This is a genomic window from Georgenia wutianyii (assembly GCF_006349365.1).
In the GTDB taxonomy this organism is placed as follows: domain Bacteria; phylum Actinomycetota; class Actinomycetes; order Actinomycetales; family Actinomycetaceae; genus Oceanitalea; species Oceanitalea wutianyii.
This window is the reverse complement of record NZ_CP040899.1, coordinates 3,308,769-3,329,042: the sequence shown is the minus strand read 5'-3', so window position 1 is coordinate 3,329,042 and position 20,274 is coordinate 3,308,769. Positions and strand designations below refer to the sequence as shown.

The 20,274-nt window shown below is 74.1% G+C and carries 18 protein-coding genes; 9 read left to right on the top strand and 9 right to left on the bottom strand.

All coding sequences use genetic code 11. The features are described from left to right. The first annotated feature begins 5 nt into the window (after positions 1–5). From FE251_RS14760 to FE251_RS14735, 6 genes are read left to right on the top strand one after another with little or no spacing between them, the layout of a single operon-like run. Positions 6–1,754: an ABC transporter permease gene (locus FE251_RS14760; protein ID WP_230976458.1), complete on the top strand. Its 1,749-nt coding sequence runs from the start codon at positions 6–8 to the stop codon at positions 1,752–1,754. Next, positions 1,748–2,770: an ABC transporter ATP-binding protein gene (locus FE251_RS14755; protein WP_139072353.1), complete on the top strand. Its 1,023-nt coding sequence runs from the start codon at positions 1,748–1,750 to the stop codon at positions 2,768–2,770. The genes FE251_RS14760 and FE251_RS14755 overlap by 7 nt, the downstream gene beginning before the upstream one ends. Continuing rightward, positions 2,767–3,312, top strand: a complete 546-nt coding sequence (locus tag FE251_RS14750; RefSeq protein WP_139949148.1) for a hypothetical protein — start codon at positions 2,767–2,769, stop codon at positions 3,310–3,312. Before FE251_RS14755 ends, FE251_RS14750 begins: the two co-directional genes overlap by 4 nt. A gap of 58 nt (positions 3,313–3,370) precedes the next feature. Continuing rightward, complete coding sequence (locus tag FE251_RS14745; protein ID WP_139072438.1) at positions 3,371–4,156, top strand: HAD family hydrolase; 786 nt, start codon at positions 3,371–3,373, stop codon at positions 4,154–4,156. Beyond that, positions 4,153–6,528, top strand: coding sequence for a glycoside hydrolase family 65 protein (locus tag FE251_RS14740; protein ID WP_139949147.1), 2,376 nt, complete (start codon positions 4,153–4,155; stop codon positions 6,526–6,528). Before FE251_RS14745 ends, FE251_RS14740 begins: the two co-directional genes overlap by 4 nt. Positions 6,529–6,557: 29 nt before the next feature. Continuing rightward, positions 6,558–6,992 carry an aminoacyl-tRNA deacylase gene (locus FE251_RS14735; RefSeq protein ID WP_139072439.1) on the top strand — a complete coding sequence of 145 codons (435 nt, stop codon included), beginning with the start codon at positions 6,558–6,560 and terminating at the stop codon, positions 6,990–6,992. A gap of 3 nt (positions 6,993–6,995) precedes the next feature. Here the strand turns inward: FE251_RS14735 and FE251_RS14730 are convergent, their stop codons facing one another. From FE251_RS14730 to FE251_RS14705, 6 genes are all read right to left on the bottom strand, one after another. Continuing rightward, positions 6,996–7,787, bottom strand: a complete 792-nt coding sequence (locus FE251_RS14730) for an ABC transporter ATP-binding protein (protein WP_139072356.1) — start codon at positions 7,785–7,787, stop codon at positions 6,996–6,998. A 1-nt stretch (position 7,788) separates the two neighbouring features. Then, positions 7,789–8,694 carry an ABC transporter permease gene (locus tag FE251_RS14725; protein WP_139072357.1) on the bottom strand — a complete coding sequence of 302 codons (906 nt, stop codon included), beginning with the start codon at positions 8,692–8,694 and terminating at the stop codon, positions 7,789–7,791. A gap of 9 nt (positions 8,695–8,703) precedes the next feature. Beyond that, positions 8,704–9,702, bottom strand: coding sequence for an ABC transporter substrate-binding protein (locus FE251_RS14720; protein WP_139949146.1), 999 nt, complete (start codon positions 9,700–9,702; stop codon positions 8,704–8,706). A gap of 136 nt (positions 9,703–9,838) precedes the next feature. Continuing rightward, on the bottom strand, positions 9,839–10,363 hold the full coding sequence (locus FE251_RS14715) for a flavodoxin family protein (RefSeq protein WP_218013650.1): 525 nt from the start codon (positions 10,361–10,363) through the stop codon (positions 9,839–9,841). Between the two features lie 63 nt (positions 10,364–10,426). After that, positions 10,427–11,419 (bottom strand): ABC transporter substrate-binding protein, encoded by a 993-nt coding sequence (locus tag FE251_RS14710; protein WP_139949145.1) that lies wholly within the window; start codon positions 11,417–11,419, stop codon positions 10,427–10,429. A 102-nt stretch (positions 11,420–11,521) separates the two neighbouring features. Then, a complete protein-coding gene (locus FE251_RS14705; RefSeq protein ID WP_139949144.1) occupies positions 11,522–12,325 on the bottom strand; it encodes a UbiA family prenyltransferase in 804 nt (267 codons plus the stop codon). A gap of 81 nt (positions 12,326–12,406) precedes the next feature. On the opposite strand from FE251_RS14705, the gene FE251_RS14700 reads away from it, so the two are divergent. Continuing rightward, the gene (locus FE251_RS14700; RefSeq protein WP_139072361.1) at positions 12,407–13,531 is read left to right on the top strand and encodes a type III polyketide synthase; all 1,125 of its coding nucleotides are present in this window, start codon (positions 12,407–12,409) and stop codon (positions 13,529–13,531) included. Continuing rightward, a complete protein-coding gene (locus FE251_RS14695; protein ID WP_139072362.1) occupies positions 13,528–14,073 on the top strand; it encodes an isoprenylcysteine carboxyl methyltransferase family protein in 546 nt (181 codons plus the stop codon). Before FE251_RS14700 ends, FE251_RS14695 begins: the two co-directional genes overlap by 4 nt. A 7-nt stretch (positions 14,074–14,080) precedes the next feature. Here FE251_RS14695 and FE251_RS15595 read toward each other — a convergent pair whose 3' ends face one another. After that, positions 14,081–15,343 carry a CAP domain-containing protein gene (locus FE251_RS15595; RefSeq protein WP_168202754.1) on the bottom strand — a complete coding sequence of 421 codons (1,263 nt, stop codon included), beginning with the start codon at positions 15,341–15,343 and terminating at the stop codon, positions 14,081–14,083. A gap of 96 nt (positions 15,344–15,439) precedes the next feature. Here FE251_RS15595 and FE251_RS14685 point away from each other — a divergent pair, with 96 nt between their 5' ends. Continuing rightward, positions 15,440–16,474 (top strand): NAD(P)/FAD-dependent oxidoreductase, encoded by a 1,035-nt coding sequence (locus FE251_RS14685; protein ID WP_230976456.1) that lies wholly within the window; start codon positions 15,440–15,442, stop codon positions 16,472–16,474. A 34-nt stretch (positions 16,475–16,508) separates the two neighbouring features. Here the strand turns inward: FE251_RS14685 and FE251_RS14680 are convergent, their stop codons facing one another. Together FE251_RS14680 and FE251_RS14675 are read right to left on the bottom strand one after the other, a co-directional pair. Beyond that, the gene (locus tag FE251_RS14680; RefSeq protein ID WP_139072364.1) at positions 16,509–17,582 is read right to left on the bottom strand and encodes a glycosyltransferase family protein; all 1,074 of its coding nucleotides are present in this window, start codon (positions 17,580–17,582) and stop codon (positions 16,509–16,511) included. Positions 17,583–17,589: 7 nt separating this feature from the next. Then, the gene (locus FE251_RS14675) at positions 17,590–20,145 is read right to left on the bottom strand and encodes a sodium-translocating pyrophosphatase (protein ID WP_139949143.1); all 2,556 of its coding nucleotides are present in this window, start codon (positions 20,143–20,145) and stop codon (positions 17,590–17,592) included. Positions 20,146–20,274: the final 129 nt, after the last annotated feature.

Genomic DNA, 20,274 nt, shown 5'->3' with positions numbered 1-20,274 from the left:
CGGCCGTGCTCGACCAGGCACCCGCGCCCCTCGCCCCCGCCCGCCCGGCCCCGCCGGCGCCGCGGCGCCGGCGGCGCGGGCCGGGCGCCGGGACCGCGCTCGCCTGGGTCCTCGCCGCCGGGGTCCCGCTCGCCTTCCTCTCCGTCTTCTTCCTGTGGCCGGTGGCGACGATGGTCGGCCGGGGGTTCCTCACCGACGGCGCCCTCGACCTCAGCGGGATCGCCGAGATCCTCGACCGGCCGCGCACCTGGCGCGTCATCGGCGTCACCGTCGGGCAGTCGCTCACCGCGACGGCGGTCTCCCTCCTCCTCGGCGTGCCGGGCGCCTACGTCCTGTACCGCTGCCGCTTCCGCGGGCGACGCCTCCTCCGCGGCTTCATCACGGTGCCGTTCGTGCTGCCGACCGTCGTCGTCGGCGTCGCCTTCCGCGCGCTGCTCGTCGAGACGGGGCCGCTGGGCTCCCTCGGCCTCGACGGGACGTTCGCCGCGGTCGTCGCGGCGCTCGTCTTCTTCAACTACGCCCTCGTCGTGCGCACGGTCGGGTCGCTGTGGGAGCGCCTGGACCCGCGCGCCGAGGAGGCCGCCCGCGCCCTCGGCGCCTCGCCCTGGCGCGCCTTCCGGACCGTCACCCTGCCGGCGCTCGCCCCGGCGGTCGTCTCGGCCGGCGCCGTCGTCTTCCTCTTCTGTGCGACCTCCTTCGGCGTCGTCCTCACGATGGGCGGGATGCGGTACGGCACCATCGAGACCGAGGTGTGGATCCAGACCACCCAGTTCCTCGACCTGCGCGCGGCCGCCGTCCTGTCGGTGCTCCAGCTCGTCGTCGTCGGGTCGGCGCTGCTCCTCGCGGGCCGCGCCCGCCGGCGCTACGACCGGTCCCTGCGGCTGCGGACCGACCGGTCGGCCGCCCGCCCGCTGCGCCTGCGCGGCCCGGGCCTGCGCCCGGGCCCGGACCTCCCGGCAGCGGCGGTCACCGCCGCCACGGTCCTCGGGCTGCTCGTCACGCCGCTCGCCTACCTGCTCGTCGGCTCGCTGCACGCCCCGGAGGGCTGGGGGCTGGGCAACTACCGCCGCCTCGCCACCACCGGCGGGTCGAACACCCTCACCGTCACCGTGTGGGAGGCCGCCGCGAACTCGCTGCGCGCGGCGGTCGACGCGACGTTGCTCGCCGTCGTCGTCGGCACGCTCGTCGCGGTCGTCGTCTCCCGCCGCCCGCGCTCGGCCGGCGGCCGACGTGCGCTCGGCGTCCTCGACGCGGTCTTCATGCTGCCGCTCGGGGTCTCGGCGGTGACGGTCGGCTTCGGCTTCCTCATCACCCTCGACTCCCCGCCGCTGGACCTGCGCGGCTCCCCGCTCATCGTCCCGGTCGCCCAGGCGGTCGTCGCCGTGCCGATCGTCGTGCGCACCGTGCTGCCGGTCCTGCGCGCCGTCGACCCGCGGCTGCGCGAGGCCGCGGCCGTCCTGGGCGCCGCCCCCGGCCGGGTGCTCGCCACCGTCGACGGGCCCTTCCTCGCCCGCGGGCTCGGGCTCGCCGTCGGCTTCGCCTTCGCCGTCTCGCTCGGGGAGTTCGGGGCGACGGCGTTCCTCGCCCGGCCGCAGGCCCCCACGCTGCCGGTGGTGATCTTCCGGCTCATCGGCCGGCCCGGCGCGGAGAACTACGGGATGGCGCTCGCGGCGTCCGTCGTCCTGGCCGTCCTCACCGCGACGGTGATGATGCTCGCCGAGAGGCTCCGAGGGGACAGGATGGGGACGTGGTGAACGGTCTGGAGGTCCGCGAGGTCGTCGTCACCTACCCCGGTGGCCCGACGGCGGTGGACGGGGTGAGCCTCGACGTGCCCGAGGGGGAGGTGCTCGCCCTCCTCGGCCCGTCCGGCTGCGGCAAGTCCTCCCTGCTGCGCGCCGTCGCCGGCCTCGAGCCGCTCGCCGCAGGGGACCTGCGGTGGGACGGGCGGTCGGTGGCCCACCTGCCCGTGCACCGGCGCGGCTTCGGGCTCATGTTCCAGGACGGGCAGCTCTTCCCCCACCGGCACGTCGCCGGGAACATCGCCTACGGCCTCGCCGGCCGGCCGCGCGCCGAGCGCGCGGAACGGGTCGCCGAGCTCCTCGACCTCGTCGGGCTCAACGGGTACGGCGACCGGCCGGTGACGACCCTGTCCGGCGGGGAGCAGCAGCGGGTGGCCCTGGCCCGCTCCCTCGCGCCGCGCCCGCGCCTGCTCCTCCTCGACGAGCCGCTGTCCTCCCTCGACCGCTCGTTGCGCGAGCACCTCGCCGGGGAGCTGCGCGACATCATCCGCGCGGCCGGGACCACCGCCGTCTACGTCACCCACGACCACGACGAGGCCTTCACCGTCGCCTCCCGCATCGCCGTCATGTCCCGCGGCAAGGTGCTCCAGGCGGACACCCCCGAACAGCTGTGGCGCGCCCCGGCGAGCGAGGAGGTCGCCCGGTTCCTCGGCTACGGTCCCGTGCTCGACGCCGTCGCCGACGGCGGTGCCCTGCGCACCCCGGTCGGCACCGTGGCGGCGCCGGCCGGCACGGGGGAGCGGGCCGTGCGGCTCGCGCTCGGTCCCCGCGCGCTCGTCCCCGACGACGCCGGCGCCCGGCTGCCCGTGCGCGGGTGGCGGATGCGGCGCGGGGAACGCGAGCTCGACGTCACGCTGCCCGACGGGCAGGGCGCCGTCGTGCGCGTGCCGGGCGAGGACCGCGCCCCCGCGGAGGTCGGCGTCCGCCTCGCGGCCGAGCACGTCGCCGTCGTCCCCGGAGGTGGCCGGTGAACGAGCCGCTCCTGCCCCTCCTCCTGCTCGCCGTCCTCCTCGTGCCGACGGTGCTCGTCGCCCGCTCGGCCAAGCGCCTGGGCCGCGGCGCCCGGCGCACCGAGCGGCTGGCGCTGTGGGCCGAGCCGCGCGGCTGGCGGGTGCGCGGCGCGGCGCCGGAGATGGTGGGCCGCTGGCAGGTCGCGCCCTTCACCGCCGTCGACAAGGACGTCACGGACGGGCTCGTGGGGGAGTACCGCGGCCGCGAGGCCACGTCCCTGCGGCTCGAGGCCCCGGCGGGGGAGGTCCACCACGTCATCACCCTCGAGCTGCGCGCCGCGCTGCCCGTCGTCCAGGTGATGACCGACGGCGTCCCGGCCCCGGAGCTCGGCGCCGCCGGAGGTGCCTGGCTGCTCGAGCGCGCGCCCGCGGGGATGTCGCTGCGGGTGGAGCGCGGCGTCGTCCTCGGGTGGCTCCCGGGTGAGCCGCTGCTCACCGAGCTCGACCGCTACCTCGAGGTCCTCGACGACGTCGCCGAGCACATGGAGCGGCTGGCCCGCTGACCCGTCCCGTACCCGGCGCCGGCCGGACGACCTGCGGGCTGGGGTGACGGGGGTCACAATGGGCGGGCGGGGTCCGCGGCTGGGACCCGAGACGACGAACGGAGACGACGTGCTCGGACTTCCCGACACCGTGAGGGTGCTCCTCTTCGACCTCGACGGCGTGCTCACGGAGACGGCGGAGCTCCACGTCCGGGCGTGGAAGGAGACCTTCGACGCCTTCCTCCGCGACCACGCCGAGCGGGTGCACGAGGAGTACGTCCCCTTCGACCCGGTGGCCGACTACGCGCGCTACGTCGACGGCAAGCGGCGCGTCGACGGCGTCCGCGACTTCCTCGGCAGCCGTGACATCACGCTGCCCACCGGCACCCCGACGGACGGTCCCGAGCGCGAGACGCTCAACGGCATCGGCAACCGGAAGAACGAACGCGTCCTGCAGCTCATGCGGGACGAGGGCGTCAAGGTCTTCCCGGGGTCCCGGCGCTACCTCGAGGAGGCTCGCGCACGGTCGCTGCCCTGCGCCGTCGTCTCCTCCAGCGCCAACGCCGCGCTCGTCCTGGACGTCACCGGGCTCGAGTCGCAGATCGACGTCCTGGTCGACGGGTCCCTCGCCCACGCGCTCGGGCTGCCGGGCAAGCCGGCGCCGGACACGTACCTCGAGGCCGCCCGGCGGATGGGCGTCCCGCCCGCCGAGGCAGCCGTGTTCGAGGACGCGCTCGCCGGGGTCGCCGCGGGCCACGCCGGGCACTTCGGGTACGTCGTCGGGGTCGACCGGCTCGGTCAGGGCGAGGCCCTGCGCGAGCAGGGCGCCGACGTCGTCGTCACCGACCTGGAGGAGCTGCTGTGACCACTCCGGCGCTGCCAGTCGAGCCCTGGTGCCTGCGCGAGCAGGGGGAGCACGGGGAGTACCTCGGCCAGCTCGAGTCGCTCTTCGCCCTGTCCAACGGGCACCTCGGTCTGCGGGGGAACCTCGACGAGGGCGAGCCGGCCGCCCAGCACGGCACCTACCTCGCCGGCTTCTTCGAGGAGCACCCGCTCCCGTACGCGGAGGCCGGCTACGGCTACCCCGAGTCGGGGCAGACGATCGTCAACGTCACCAACGGCAAGCTCATCCGCCTGCTGGTCGACGACGAGCCCTTCGACATGCGCTACGGCGAGGTGGTCTCCCACGAGCGGGTGCTCGACCTCCGCGCAGGCACCCTGCGGCGGGTGACCGAGTGGATCTCCCCCGCCGGACGGCGGATCATCGTCCGCTCCACCCGGATGGTGTCCTTCACCCACCGGGCCGTCGCCGCCATCGACTACGAGGTCGAGCCGGTGGACGGGCGCACCCGCATCATCGTCCAGTCGATGCTCGTCGCGAACGAGGAGCCGCCGGACCACCCCGGGGACGACCCCCGGGTCGCCGCGGCCCTGCGCGACCCCCTCGTCCCGATCGCCCAGGACGTCGAGCAGGACGGTGTCGTCCTCCTCCACCGCACGCGCGCCTCCGAGCTGACGATGGGCGCCGGCATGGACCACGACATCGAGTGCCCCAACCAGTACGAGGTGGAGCACGAGGCCCGGGAGGACTGGGCGCGCACGAGCGTCGTCACCGTGCTCGAGGCCGGGCAGACGCTGCGCGTGGTCAAGCACCTCGCCTACGGGTGGTCGGCGACGCGCAGCCTGCACGCCGTGCGCGACCAGGTGGCGGCCGCGCTCACGAGCGCCCGCTACGCCGGGTGGGACACGCTGCTGCGCGACCAGCGTCAGTACCTCGACGACTTCTGGAGCGTGGCGGACGTCGAGGTCGAGGGCGACCCGATCCTCCAGCAGGCCATCCGGTTCAGCCTCTTCGAGCTGCTCCAGGCCGGCGCCCGCACCGAGGGCCGGGCGATCGGCGCCAAGGGGCTCACCGGGACCGGCTACGACGGCCACACCTTCTGGGACATCGAGGGCTTCGTCATGCCGGTGCTCATCATGACCGCCCCGGAGGCCGCCGCCCACGCGCTGCGCTGGCGGGCCTCGACCCTGCCGCTGGCACGGGCGCGTGCCAGGACCCTCGGGCTGAAGGGGGCGACCTTCCCGTGGCGCACCATCCGGGGTGAGGAGACCTCCGCCTACTGGCCGGCCGGGACGGCTGCGTTCCACGTCAACGCCGACATCGTGCGCGCCTTCGAGGCCTACCGCTTCGTCACCGGGGACGACAGCCTCGAGCGCGAGTGCGGCGCCGAGGTGCACATCGAGACGGCCCGGCTGTGGATGTCCCTCGGCCACCACGACCGCGACGGCGTCTGGCACATCCAGGGCGTCACCGGCCCGGACGAGTACACCGCGGTCATCGACTGCAACGTCTTCACCAACCTCATGGCGGCCCTCAACCTGCGGGTCGCCGACAACGCGTGCGGACGCCACCCGGAGGTCGCCGCGGCGCACGGGGTGACCGAGGACGAGCGTGCCGCCTGGCGGACCGCCGCCGACGCGGTCCACGTGCCCTACGACGAGACCCTCGGCGTCCATCCGCAGTGCGAGCAGTTCACGACGTATGCCGAGTGGGACTTCGACAGCGGCACGCAGTACCCGCTCATGCTCCACGCGCCGTACTTCCAGCTCTACCGCACCCAGGTGATCAAGCAGGCGGACCTCGTCCTCGCGCTCCACTGGCGGGGCAGGATGTTCACCCCCGAGGAGAAGGCGCGCAACCTCGACTACTACGAGCGCCGGACGGTGCGCGACTCCTCGCTGTCGGCCACCACCCAGGCGGTCGTCTGCGCGGAGGTCGGGCACCTCGACCTCGCGCACGCCTACCTCCACGAGACGGCGCTCGTCGACCTGCGCGACCTCCAGGGCAACACGAGCCAGGGGCTGCACATCGCCTCGCTCGCCGGCACCTGGAGCGCCCTCGTCGACGGCTTCGGCGGCCTGCGCGACCACAACTCCCGGCCCCAGGTGTCGCCCGCGCTCCCGGACTCCGTGCGGCGGCTGTCCTTCCGCATCCTGTGGCACGGCACGCCGATCAAGGTCGAGGCCACCCACGAGACCGTCACGTGCACGCTGCTCGGGGAGGCCGGCGAGCTCGACGTCCGCATCTACGACGAGGACGTCACCGTGCGGACGGGGCACCCGGTCATCCGGCCGATGCGCGAGCGTGTGCCGCTGCTCCCGGCCCCCACCCAGCCGCCCGGGCGGGCGCCACGGCCGGCGGGCCGTCTGCCCCGGACGATCCCGGCGGAGAAGTGAGTCCTGACGAGACGACGGCCACGGCGGCGATGACGGCCGCCGGGCTCGAGCACCTCCTCACCCGGCACGGACCCGTCGACAGCCTGGAGGAGGCGGCCGCCGCCCGGGGCGTACCACCGGGTGCGCTCGTCAAGACGATCGTCGTGCGCCGCGCGGCCGAGGACTACCTCTTCGTCCTCGTCCCGGGCAACCGGACGATCTCCTGGCCCAAGCTCCGGACCCTGCTCGGGGTCAACCGGCTGTCCCTGCCGGACGCCGCGACGGCCAAGGAGGTCACCGGCTACGAGCGCGGCACCATCACGCCCTTCGGGGCGACCCACGCGTGGCCGGTCGTCGCCGACAGCCACGTGCGTGGCACGGTGTCCATCGGTGCCGGCGCGCACGGCGTCGCGGCGACGGTGGACGCCGTGGCCCTCGTCCACGCGCTGGGGGCCCAGGTCGCCGACGTCACCGACCCCCTCTGAGGGCTACTGCAGGAGCGTGCGGTCGTCCAGCTCGGCGCCCTTGACCTGCTCGAAGGCGCGCAGGAGGTCCTGGACGGTCGCGCTGCGCTTGCGCTCGCCGGAGATGTCGACGACCACCCGGCCCTCGTGCATCATGATGAGCCGCGTGCCCACCCGCAGGGCCTGGTCCATGTTGTGGGTGACCATGAGCGTGGTGAGGTGGTGGCGCTCGACGGCCTCGGCGGTGAGCCGGGTGATGAGGTCGGCGCGCTGGGGGTCCAGCGCCGCGGTGTGCTCGTCGAGCAGGAGGATCTTCGGCTCGCTGAACGTCGCCATGAGGAGGGACAGGGCCTGGCGCTGCCCGCCGGACAGCAGCCCGACCTTGAGGCGCAGCCGGTTCTCCAGGCCGAGCTCGAGCGAGGCGAGCTCGCGGCGGAAGAGCTCGCGCTTGTCCCGCGTCACCCCGAGCCGCAGCCCGCGCCGCTTGCCGCGGGCGTAGGCGATGGCGAGGTTCTCCTCGATCGTCATGTCCGGGGCGGTGCCCGCGAGCGGGTCCTGGAAGACCCGGCCCAGGTGGCGGGCCCGGCGGTAGTCGGGCAGCCGGGTGACGTCCTCGCCGTCGACGACGACGGAGCCGCGGTCGGGGGTGATCCGCCCGGCGACGATGTTGAGCAGCGTCGACTTCCCGGCGCCGTTGGAGCCGATGACGGTGGTGAACTCCCCGGTGGCGAGGTCGAGGCTGATGTCGTCGAGCGCGACGCGCTCGTTCGGCGTGCCGGGGAAGAACGTCTTGCTCACGGACGTGATGGAGAGCATGTCACTGGCCTCCCGTCGTCGTCGCCGCCGTGCGCCGCAACGAGCGCAGCGCCCCCACCCGCCGGAAGACGCCCCAGCGCGGGAGCACGAGCGCGATGACGACGAGGACGGCGGAGACGAGCTTCATGTCGTTGGGGTCCAGGCCCGCCTGGAGCGCGATCTGGATGGTCACCCGGTAGAGCACCGAGCCGAGGACGACGGCGAGGGTGGAGACGATGATGACGCGAGAGCCGAAGACCGCCTGGCCGAGGATGACCGAGGCGAGGCCCGCGATGATGAGGCCGATCCCCATGGAGATGTCCGCGAAGCCCTGGTACTGGGCGATGAGCGCGCCGCACAGCCCCACGAGCCCGTTCGACAGCGCGAGGCCGACGATCTTCGTCCGGTCGGTGTTGACCCCGAAGCTGCGGATCATCGCCTCGTTGTCGCCCGTCGCCTGGAGCGCGAGGCCGGTGTCGGTGTGGAGGAACCAGTCGAGGGCGATCTTGACGAGGATCGCCAGCGCGCCGAAGATCGCGATCGCCGCGGCCCCGCCGAGCAGGCCGTTCTCCCGGAGCGGGGTGATGAGGGTGTCCTGCCGCAGCAGCGGGACGTTCGCGCCGTCCATGATCCGCAGGTTGATCGAGTAGAGCCCGATCTGGGTGAGGATGCCTGCCAGCAGCGGGTTGATGCCGCCCTTGGTGTGGAGCAGCCCGGTGACCACGCCCGCGGCAAGTCCCGCGGCGGCGCCGGCCAGGGTGGCGAGCAGCGGGGAGGTCCCCGCCGTGATGAGGACGGCTGCCGTGGCGGCGCCCGTGGTGAAGCTGCCGTCGACGGTGAGGTCGGGGAAGTTGAGGATGCGGAAGGTGAGGTAGACCCCCAGCGCCATCACCGCGTAGACGAGGCCGAGCTCGACTGCTCCGAACATGGCCGGTGCCTACTCGATGACCTTGTCGGCCCGCTCGAGCAGCTCGGCGGGGAGCTCCACGCCCATGCGCTCGGCGGCGGCCGGGTTGACGATGAGGAGGAAGTCGCTCTGCTGCTCGATCGGCATCTCGGCGGGGTCGGCGCCCTCGAGGAGGATGCGCGCGGCCATCTCACCGGTCTGGTAGCCGAGCTGCTCGTAGTCGATCCCGTAGGTGGCGATCGCCCCGCGGTCGACCGTGTCCCCCTCGGCGGAGACGACCGGCAGCGACTTCGTCTCGGCGACCTGGAGGAGCGACTCGATCCCGGAGACGACCGCGTTGTCCGTCGGGACGTAGAAGGCGTCGACGTCCAGGGAGTCGGCGGCCTGCTGCACCTCCCCGGAGTTCGTCACCGTCGCGACCTCGATGGTGAGGCCGAGATCGGCGGCCGCCTCGCGGGCGAGCTCGACCTGGACCTCGGAGTTCACCTCTCCGGAGGAGTGCACGATCCCGACCGTCTCGGCGTCGGGGGCGAGCTCGGTGAGGAGCTCGAGCTGCTCCGCGACGGGGTTGAGGTCGCTCGTGCCGGTGACGTTGCCGCCCGGGGCGTCCCAGCTGTCGACCAGCCCGGCCTCCTGCGGCTCGGTGACGGCGGTGACGAGGACCGGGACGTCGGTGATCGCCTGGGCGGTGGCCTGCGCCGTCGGCGTCGCGATGGCGAGGACGAGGTCGTGGTCGGCCGAGGCGAAGGTGGTGGCGATCGAGGTCGCGGTGGCCTGGTCGCCCTGCGCGCTCTGCTCGTCGTACTCGACCTCGAGCCCGGCGTCGGCGAGGGCGGCCTTGAATCCCTCGCGTGCGGCGTCGAGGGAGGGGTGGGAGACGAGCTGGGTGATGCCGACCGAGTACGTGTCGCCCGAGTCGCTGCCCGTCCCGGACCCGGTGCCCGGGCTCGTCTCGCTGCCGCAGCCGGCGAGGACGAGGGCGGACACGGCCAGGGTGGCTCCGGTGAGCCGGAGGGATGAGCGCGTCATCGGGGTCCTTCCTTGAGCGCAGGTCGTGGGTGCCATGGAGGGTACTTGACGTCCCGCAGGTCGAGAACGGCGTCTCACGGGCACCTGCGGGCGGTGGTCGCGCGTCGCGGTCCTCACGTCGCTGGAGGGCTGGTGCTCAGCCGGCGAGGTGCTCACGGGCGTGGCGAAGCAGCTCGCGGCCCCACTCCACGGCCCGCTCCTCCTCACCGGGCGCGAGGGGACCCTCGACGCCGTGGACGGCGAAGTTCTCCGGGGGCAGCGTGACGGGCACCCCGCGGCGGCGCAGCCGCCGGACGAGGGCGCGCGCCGCGCTCCCCGGGAGCTTGGCCTCCAGGGTGCGGGTGTCGTAGACGGCGACCGGCGGCATGAGCTCGTCGGCCTGCTCGACCCACTCGCGCATGCCCTTGCGCGACTCGTCGGGCAGTCCGGCGCGCTCGAGCGCCTCGCGGCGCGAGTCCGGCCGGCTGAGGCCGAGCACGTGAGTGGGGGCGCCGAGGACGAGGAGGTCGGCGGTGAGCTCGGAGACCGGAGGGGCGTGCTCGATGTCGAGCACCTCGACGTCCGCGGCACCCCGCATGCCCTCGGCGAGGGCGCGCGCGACGCGGCCGGTGTTGCCGAAGTGGGACTCGTAGACGACGAGGACCTTCATGCTGCTGATCACCTCTCGACCATGACACCCCGACCTCCGGCCCCGGGAGCGGGCCGGAGGTCCCGGGTGTCCCGACTACTCGACGACGACGTCCGCGGCCTCGAGCAGGTCGGCGGGCAGCGCCACGCCCATCCGCTCGGCGGCTGCCGGGTTGACGAAGAGGAGCAGCTCGGACTGCGTCTCGATCGGCATCGTCGCCGGGTCGGCGCCGTCGAGCAGCACCCGCAGCGCCATGTCCGCGGTCTGGCGGCCGAGGAGCTCGTAGTCCACGCCGTAGGTCGCGACGGCGCCGCGCTCGACGCTCTCACCGTCGGCGGACACGAGCGGGACGCCCTTGGCCTCGGCGACCTGGAGGAGGGACTCGAAGGCCGAGACGACGGTGTTGTCGGTCGGCATGAAGAACGCGTCGACGTCGAGGGACTCGGCGGCCTGCTGGACCTCGGCGGAGTTCGTCACCATCGCGACCTCGATCTCGAAGCCGAGCTCGGCGGCGGCCTCGCGGGCGAGGTCGATCTGGATCTCGGAGTTCACCTCGCCCGAGCTCGCGACGATGCCGACGGATCCCACGTCCGGGCGGAGCTCGGTGATGAGGCCGAGCTGGTCGCGCACCGGGTTGAGGTCGCTCGTGCCGGTGAGGTTGCCGCCGGGCTCGTCCCAGCTGTCGACGAGGCCCGCGCCCTCGGGCTCGGTGACCGCGGTGATGAGGATCGGCACGTCGGTGATCGCCTGGGCGGTGGCCTGCGCCGTCGGCGTCGCGATGGCGAGCACGAGGTCGTGGTCCGCGGCGGCGAAGGTGTTGGCGATGGACGTCGCCGTCGCCATGTCGCCCTGGGCGCTCTGCTCGTCCCACTCGACGGTGAGCCCGGCCTCCTCGATCGCCGCCTTGAAGCCCTCGCGGGCGGCGTCGAGGGAGGGGTGCGTCGCGATCTGGGTGATCCCGATGGAGTAGGTGCGGCTCTCGTCGCCGCCGGCTCCCGGGTCCGCGCCGGGTTCCTCCTCCGTGCCGCAGGCGGCCAGGGTGAGGGCAACGGCGGCCAGGGCGGCGACCGCCAGGGGGGAGCGCTTCATCGCGGGAGTCCTTCCTCGGGTCCTCGGAACGCGTGGTCGCGTTGGGCGGAGGGTACTGGACCGGCCGGGTGGCGCCGGGCGGCCGGTCGTCAGCCGGACGGCTCAGCCGGCCCGGACGAGGAGGACGACGACGTTGGCGAGCGCGATGACGAGCGCCGCGTGGAAGGGCGCCCGTCCCGGGCGCCCGAGCGAGCCGACGGCGAGCACGCCCGCGGCGGCGAGGACGAGCCAGCCCCACGCGGGCACCGGCCCGGCAGGGCCGAGCACCGCGACCGCCGTCCCGGCGAGGAGGACCGCGACGGCGAGCACGCCCGCCACCCGTGCCCCCAGCCGGTGGGGGAGCCCGCGCACCCCGGTGGCGTCGTCGTCGGCGAGGTCGGGCAGGACGTTGACGACGTGCGCGCCGACGCCGAGCAGCGCCCCGACCGCGAGCATCCACCACGGCGGCAGGGCCGGCGGGTCGAGCGCGAGCCAGGGGACCGCGGGCAGCGCGCCGAAGGCGAGCGCGTAGGGGGCCCAGGAGAGGACGGTGGACTTGAGCCCGAGGTTGTAGGCCCAGCCGGAGCCGACGACGAGGAGGTGGGCCAGCGCCGCCCACCAGCCCAGCGCGAGCGACAGCGCGAGGGAGGCGACCACGGCGACGGCGAGCGCGGACCGCAGCGTCCGCGTGCCGAGGTCCCCGGTCGCGAGGGGCTTGTCGGCCCGGCCCACGGCCCGGTCCCGACCGGCGTCGAGCAGGTCGTTGGACCACCCGATGGTCAGCTGGCCGGTGAGGACCGCGAGCCCGACGAGCAGCGTGCGGGCCGGCGCGAGACCCGCCTCGACGGCGAGGAGGACGGCCAGCGCCGTGACGACGACGGTCGGCGGGGCGTGCGAGGCGCGCACGAGCGCGAGGACGGTACGCACGGGCCGAGGCTACGTGGCCCGGGCGGAGGCGGGTGCCTGTTTCGCTGCGCCGGACGCGCCGGCGGCACGTACGCTCGCCAGATGACGTCCCTGCTCGCCGTCGAGCCGGTCCTGCCCACTCACCACTACCGCCAGGAGGAGCTCACCGACGCCCTGGTCGACCTCATCGGGCTCGACGAGCGCGGCGAGCGGCTCCTGCGCCGCATCCACGCGGGCTGCGAGGTGGACCACCGCTACCTCGCCCTGCCGATCGAGCAGTACGCCGGGCTGCTCGACTTCGGGCAGACGAACGACGCGTTCATCGCCGCCGCCGTCGACCTCGGCGCGCGGGCCCTGTCCGGCGCGCTCGAGCGCGCCGGGCTGCGGCCCGAGGACCTCGACCTCGTCATCTCCACGACGATCACCGGGCTCGCCGTCCCGTCGCTCGAGGCTCGCATCGCCGCTCGGCTCGGGCTGCGCGCCGACGTCGTGCGCGTGCCGATCGTCGGCCTGGGCTGCATGGCCGGGGCCGCCGGGACGGGGCGGCTGCACGACTTCCTCGAGGGGCGGCCGCGCGGTGTGGCGGCGCTGGTGAGCGTGGAGCTGTGCTCCCTCACCGTCCAGCGCGGGGACAGCTCCGGGGCCAACCTCGTGGCGAGCGGCCTGTTCGGGGACGGGGCGGGCGCGGTCGTCGCCGTCGGGCGCGACCACCCGCTCGCCGGCGGGCACGACCCGGCTGTCGGCGAAAGCGGTGGCCGGGTGGGGGCCGCTGGTCGTGGCGGGGGCGGCGCGCCGCCGCGGGTGGTGGCCTCCGCGAGCCGGCTCTACGCCGGCACCGAGGCCGTCATGGGCTGGGACGTACGCTCCAGCGGGCTGCGGATCGTCCTCGGCGCCGAGGTCCCCGACCTCGTCCGCGACAACGTCGGCGCGGACGTCGCCGCGTTCCTCGCCGGGCACGGCCTGGGCATCGAGGACGTCGGCTGGTGGGTGTGCCACCCCGGCGGGCCCAAGGTCATCGGCTCGCTCGCCGAGACGCTCGGCCTGCCCCGCGAGGCGCTCGCGCTGACCACGGAGTCCCTGCGCGACGTCGGCAACCTCTCCTCGGCATCGGTGCTCCACATCCTGCGCGCTGCCCTCGACGCCGCGCCCGCCCCGGGCAGCATGGGCCTCATGATGGCGATGGGCCCGGGCTTCAGCCTCGAGATGGTCCTGCTGGAGGCACGTTGACCTCCCAGGTGCTCTTCACCGTCCTCATCGGGCTCGTCGCCCTCGAGCGGTTCGCCGAGCTCGTCGTCGCCCAGCGCAACGCCCGCTGGGCCTTCGCCCGTGGCGGCCGGGAGACCGGCGCCGGGCACTACCCGGTCATGGTCGTCCTCCACACCGGCCTGCTCGTCGGCTGTCTCGTCGAGGTGTGGGCGGCCGACCCGCCGTTCCTGCCCGCCCTCGGCTGGCCGATGCTCGCGCTCGCGCTCGGCGCCCAGGTGCTGCGCTGGTGGTGCATCGCCACCCTCGGGCCGCGGTGGAACACCCGGGTCATCGTCGTGCCCGACCTCCCGCTCGTCGCGCGCGGCCCCTACCGGTGGCTGCGCCACCCGAACTACGTCGCCGTCGTCGTCGAGGGGTTCGCCCTCCCGCTCGTCCACAGCGCCTGGGTGACCGCGCTCGTCTTCACCGTCGCCAACGCCTTCCTGCTCTCCGTGCGGATCCGGACGGAGAACGTCGCGCTGGAGGGCGCGGTGCCGCCCGCCGCGGACCGGTCGGCCCGCTGAGGGTCGCTCAGCGGCGGATCCCGAGCCCGTCCCGGCCCCGCCCGGACCAGTCCCCGACGAGCGTCGTGTCCCGCTCGCGGCCGTAGGTGAGCGTGTGGTCGGCGTTGCCGCCGCGGATGGCGTTGGCGACGAAGTAGGTGCGCCCGCGCCGCACCGTGAAGGTGTCCTTGCCGTCCCCGTCCCAGTCGCCCACGTAGACGTCGTCCGCGGCGCGGCCGTAGGCGACGACCTGGTCGGCCGGGCCGCCGGAGAGCGTGTTCTTCACGTGGTGGACGCTGCCGCGGCGCACGGCGAAGGTGTCCTTGCCGTCCCCGTCCCAGTCCCCGACCAGGACGGCGTCGTCGGCGCGGCCGTAGGCGATGACGTGGTCGGCCGGGCCGCCGGTCAGCGTGTTCTTCACGTGGTAGACGTTCCCGCGGCGCACGGCGAAGGTGTCCTTGCCGTCCCCGTCCCAGTCCCCGACGTAGACCCGGTCATTAGGCCGCCCGTAGGTGACCACCCGGGTGGCGTTGCCGGAGCTGTTGGAGTCCCGGACGTGGAAGGTGCTCCCGATCCGGGAGGCGAGGGTGTCGGTGACGTTCCCGTCCCAGTCCCCGACGTACGTGCGGCCACCGGCGTTCCCGTACCGGAAGACGTGCTCGGCGGTGCCGTCGTAGCCGAGGTGGTACTCGGCCCCGCTGCCCCCGGTCCCGCCGTCGTCGATCTGCGCGGTGTCGGCGGGCAGCGCCCGGGTCTGGGTCAGCGTGAGCCCGGGGTAGGCGCCGAAGTTCTGCGTGCCGTAGGGGATGAGGATCCCACCACCCCGGGCGTAGGCGATGCCGATGCCCACGTGGGTGTGGTCGGGGTGGAACATCGTGCGCTGGTGTCCGGGGGAGTTGAACCAGCCCCGGTACATGTTCTCCGGGGTGAGGTAGCCCATCGCGACGTTCTCCCCGGCCCGCTGCCACCCCGCCGGCATCTCCCGCGTGTAGTGCGGGTTGTGGGACATCGTGTCCACGCGCGCCATCTGCGCCGACCACGCTCGGGCGACGACGTCGAGCTCGACGGCACGCTGGACCGGCCGCAGCCCGCGCTCGACGCGGTCGGCGTTGAGGAGCTGGAGGATGCGGTCCTCGAACCGGGCGGCGTCCTCCTCGACGACGGACAGGGCCTGCGGCCCGGCACCCACGGTGGCGGCACCGCCGGGCCCGGCGAGCAGACCGAGCGCGACCAGGACGACGGCGCCCACGGCGAGGGCGCGGGGGAGGAGTCGGGTCCGGCGGCGTCTCACAGGGTCTCCCCGGGTCGGGCGGAGCTGTCCCCTGCCTGATCGGCCAGCCCTTCGAGGATATGAGACCGTGGGCGCGCCGGACCAGAGGAGGCCCACGTGATCGCGAGCACGCACGCGGTCGACGTCGTCGTCGCCGGTGGCGGCCCGGCGGGCCTCGCCACCGCCCTCCACGCCCGCGCGGCGGGCCTGTCGGTGCTCGTGCGCGACCCGCGCGCGGGCGTCGTCGACAAGGCGTGCGGGGAGGGCGTCATGCCCGCCGGCGTCGCCCATCTCGAGGCGCTCGGCGTGCGGCCCGCCGGGCGGGAGATCGTCGGCATCCGCTACTGCGCCCCCGGCCGCAGCGCCGCGACGCGCTTCCGCGGCCCGCCCGGGCGCGGGGTGCGCCGCACCGAGCTGCACGCCGCGCTGCGCGAGGCCGTGCGCGCCGCCGGGATCCCGGTGGAGCAGGCCCGCGTGGAGCGGGTCGAGCAGCAGCGCGGCGGGGTCCTCGTCGACGGCCTGCCCGCCGGGTACGTCGTCGCCGCCGACGGCCTGCACTCCCCGCTGCGGCGCGCCCTCGGCCTCGACGCCGCCACCCGCGGCCCGGCGCGCTACGGCCTGCGCCGCCACGTGCGCCTCGCCCCGTGGACCGACCACGTCGAGGTGCACTGGGCCGAGCACGCCGAGGCCTACGTGACGCCGGTGGGGGAGGAGGAGGTGGGCGTCGCCGTCCTCACGACGAGGCGCGCGCCGTACGAGGAGCACCTCGCCGCCTTCCCCGAGCTGCTCGAGCGGCTCGCCGGGGCCGTCGCCACCTCCACCGTGCGCGGTGCCGGTCCCCTGCGCCAGGAGTCACGCCGGCGCGTGGCCGGGCGGGTGCTGCTCGTCGGTGACGCCTCCGGGTACGTCGACGCGCTCACCGGCGAGGGGATCAGCCTCGCCCTCGCCCAGGCGCGCGCGGCGGTCGACCACCTCGTCTCCGGGGACCTGCCGGGCTACGAGCGGGCATGGCGGCGGGTCGTGCGCCGCCACCGCGTCCTCACCCGGGCGCTGCTCGCCGTCGGCGGCTCCCCGGCGCGGCCGCTGCTCGTGCCCGCCGCCCAGCGCCTGCCCCGGGTGTTCTCCGCCGTCGTCGAGGCCATCGGCGGATGACCCGCCCCGCCGTGACCGCGCGCGGCGGACGCGCTCACGGCCGCGCGGGCCCGCTGAGCGGCTCGACCGGCACGCCGAACCACTGACGCACCCAGTACCGCACCGCGCGGTCGAAGGCGTCGTCGTCGTGCCGGGCGCGCAGCCAGCCCTGGAAGTCCCCGCCGGCGGCGCGGTCGAGCTCGCGGCGGCAGGCCGCGGTGTCGGTCACCGCCCGGTGGAGCATGTCCTCGGCCTCGTCGGCGTCCCGGTAGACGAACGGGTAGCTCGGCGGGACGACGCCCCGCACCCACGGCCGGTCGGGGAAGACGCCCACCGCCCCCGCGACGAGCGCCTCGACGTAGGCGAGCCCGTAGGACTCCTCCCACGCGGTGGCGAGGAACGCCGTCGTGCGGGCGAGGTGCTCCCAGTACGTCGCGCGGCTCGCGGTGAGCGGCCCCACCCACGCCCACTCGCGACCGGACAGGGCCAGTGCCGGCTCCTCGACGAGCTGGGACTCCTCCAGCCGCGCCTCGACGCGGACGGGGGTGCGCGCCGCGACCCGCTCCACGACGTGCAGGAAGAGGTCCGGGCGCTTGCGCTTGTCCAGCGAGATCGCCGGGTAGAGGACGACGGGCACCGCCGGCTCCTCCCGCGGCTGCGCGTGGTCGAGCCGCACGCCGAGGTTGACCCACGCGGTGCGGGCGCGCTCGTACAGGTGCGGGGCCGTCCACGCCGCCACGGTCTCGCGGACCTCGGTGGCCGTCCGCTCGGAGTTGCAGAACGTCGGGAACAGCGCGCAGGACAGCGCGAGGCACGCCGTCTCGACCCGGTGCTCGTACCGCGAGGGGTGCCACCACACGAAGTTCATGATCTGCGGGTCAGGGTCGCGCAGCCGCAGCGTGTGCCACAGGCTCGGGGAGTCGATGACGTCCATGTTGACGACGACGGCGCCCCACACGTCCTCCAGCGGGACGACCGAGAACCCGTCGCACTCCTGGGCGACCGGACCGATCACCTGGGAGCCGGGGAACACGCGCAGCAGCCGGCGCACGAGCGTGGCGCCCGCGTCGTGGCCGACGACCCGACCGTCCTCGACGCGGACGCTGCTCAGGCGGACGACGACGCCCACGGCCGGCTCACCTGCTTGCGAGGGCGTCCCGCGCCGGCTCGGCCGGCTCGGCGTCACCGTCGCCCTGCGGCGGCGCGGGCGGCTCCTCGGCCTGGTCGTCGCCGGTCAGGGACTGCCCGATCCGCATCCCGTAGAAGGAGCGCAGGACGAACACCGTCGCGGCGGCGAAGAACGCCCCGGCGAGGACGAGGACGAGGGTCTGGTGGCCCTGGGCGGTGAGGGAGACCGCGAGCTCGACGGCGAGGAGGCCGAAGAGGGTGGTGAACTTGATGACCGGGTTGAGCGCCACCGACGAGGTGTCCTTGTACGGGTCGCCCACCGTGTCGCCGACGACCGTCGCGTCGTGCAGCGCGGTGCCCTTGGCGTGCAGGTCGACCTCGACGATCTTCTTCGCGTTGTCCCACGCCCCGCCCGCGTTGGCCATGAAGATCGCCTGGAAGAGCCCGAAGAGGGCGATCGAGATGAGGTAGCCGATGAAGAAGTAGGGCTCGAGGAAGGCGAAGGACAGCGTCGCGAAGAACACGCCGAGGAACATGTTGAGCATGCCCTTCTGCGCGTACTGCGTGCAGATCTCCACGACCTTGCGGGAGTCGGCGTCGCTCGCCCGCGTCGCGCCGGCGTCGAGCCGGATGGTGCGGCGGATGAACTCCAGCGCGCGGTAGGCGCCCGTCGTCACCGCCTGGATCGAGGCCCCGGTGAACCAGTAGACGACCGCGCCGCCCGCGATGAGGCCGAGCAGGAACGGCGGGTGGAGCAGCGAGAGGCTCTCCAGCCCGGTCGTGAGGCCGTCGGTGAGGGCCATGATGATGGAGAAGATCATGGTCGTGGCGCCGACCACCGCGGTGCCGATGAGCACGGGCTTGGCGGTCGCCTTGAACGTGTTGCCCGCGCCGTCGTTCTCCTCGAGCATCTGCTTGGCCCGCTCCCAGCGGACCGTGAAGCCGTGCTCGCGGCGGATCTCCTCCTCCACCCCGGGCAGGTCCTCGATCGTCGACAGCTCGTAGACGCTCTGCGCGTTGTCGGTGACCGGGCCGTAGGAGTCGACGGCGATCGTCACCGGGCCGAGGGACAGGAAGCCGAAGGCGACGAGGCCGAAGGCGAAGACCGCCGGGGCCACCATGTGGTCACCCAGGCCCTGCTCGGCGACGAGGTAGGCACCGCCCATGAGGGAGACGACGACCATCCCCAGCCAGTAGGCGGAGAAGTTGCCGGCGACGAGCCCGGAGAGGATGTTGAGCGACGCGCCGCCCTGCCGCGAGCTCTTCACGACCTCGCGCACGTGCCGCGAGCTCGTCGAGGTGAAGGCGCGCACGACCTCGGGGATGAGCGCCCCGGCGAAGGTGCCGAGGGAGACGATGAGCGCGAGCTGCCACCACAGGGCGCCGGCGCCGAGCGGGGAGAGGACCGCCCAGCTCACCGCGAACGTCGCGAGGATGGAGACCACCGAGGTGATCCGCACGAGGGTGGTGAGCGGCTTCTCGAAGTCCATCCGGTCGGCGTGGGCGTACCGGGCCCGCACGAGCGCGTCGTTGACGAGGTAGCTGAACGCCGAGGTGAGGACCATCATGATCCGCACCGCGAAGATCCACACGAGCAGCGTCGCCTGCATCGTCGGGTCGGCGACGGCGAGGATGACGAAGGTGACGAGCGCGACGCCGGTGACGCCGTACGTCTCGAACCCGTCGGCGCTCGGGCCGACCGAGTCGCCCGCGTTGTCGCCCGTGCAGTCGGCGATGACGCCGGGGTTGCGGGCGTCGTCCTCCTTGATCTTGAACGCGATCTTCATGAGGTCGGAGCCGATGTCGGCGATCTTGGTGAAGATGCCGCCGGCGATCCGCAGCGCCGCCGCACCGAGCGACTCACCGATGGCGAAGCCGATGAAGCACGCGCCGGCGATGTCCGCCGGGAGGAACAGCATGATGACGAGCATGAGCATGAGCTCGAGGCTGATGAGCACCATGCCGATCGACATGCCCGACTTCATCGGGATGCGGTGCACCGGCAGCGGGCGACCGGTGAGCGCGGCGAAGGCCGTGCGGGAGTTGGCCAGGGTGTTGACGCGGATCCCGAACCAGGCCACCGAGTAGGAGCCGGCCATGCCGACGAGGCTGAACGCGACGACGACGGCCACCCGGCCCCACGGCAGGTCGACCAGCAGCCCGAAGTACACGACGATGACGGCGGCGATGAAGCTCCACAGGAGGAGGAGGAAGCGGCCCTGCTGGACGAGGTAGGCCTTGCACGTCGTGTAGATGAGCGAGGCGACCGCACCCATCGACGGGTGCTCGGGCAGCCTTCGCAGCTGGAGGTAGACGACCGCGCCGAACGTCATGCCCAGGGCGCACACGAGCAGGCCGACGGCGAGGAGCGTGGTCCCCGACATCCCGCCGACGAGCGTCGCCGCGCCGAGGTCGGGCAGCACGAGGTCGATCTCCCCGCGCGGATGGTCCTGCGCCGCGGCCTGTGCCGCTGGGCCGAAGAGGGTGATCAGGAGGGCGAGCGCACCGGCGAGGACCGCCCGTGCCTTCCCCCGGGAGCGTGCGTGTTCTCGCGTTGTGTCCACAGCAGACCTCGAGACCTCGACGGTCGGCAGGGTCGCCCTGCGACGACTCTGCCGCTGTCCTTCCACGGTAGACCGGCCGAACGCCCCCGACCCGTGACCAAGGGCCCGCCCCAGGGGACCACCCGCACG

Excerpts from the sequence above, each read along its gene's own strand:
- FE251_RS14745 (WP_139072438.1), top strand. The coding sequence starts at position 3,371 with ATGGGCGGGCGGGGTCCGCGGCTGGGACCCGAGACGACGAACGGAGAC.
- FE251_RS14735 (WP_139072439.1), top strand. The coding sequence starts at position 6,558 with ATGACGGCCGCCGGGCTCGAGCACCTCCTCACCCGGCACGGACCCGTC.
- FE251_RS14730 (WP_139072356.1), bottom strand. The coding sequence starts at position 7,787 with ATGCTCTCCATCACGTCCGTGAGCAAGACGTTCTTCCCCGGCACGCCG.
- FE251_RS14725 (WP_139072357.1), bottom strand. The coding sequence starts at position 8,694 with ATGTTCGGAGCAGTCGAGCTCGGCCTCGTCTACGCGGTGATGGCGCTG.
- FE251_RS14720 (WP_139949146.1), bottom strand. The coding sequence starts at position 9,702 with ATGACGCGCTCATCCCTCCGGCTCACCGGAGCCACCCTGGCCGTGTCC.
- FE251_RS14710 (WP_139949145.1), bottom strand. The coding sequence starts at position 11,419 with ATGAAGCGCTCCCCCCTGGCGGTCGCCGCCCTGGCCGCCGTTGCCCTC.
- FE251_RS14700 (WP_139072361.1), top strand. The coding sequence starts at position 12,407 with ATGACGTCCCTGCTCGCCGTCGAGCCGGTCCTGCCCACTCACCACTAC.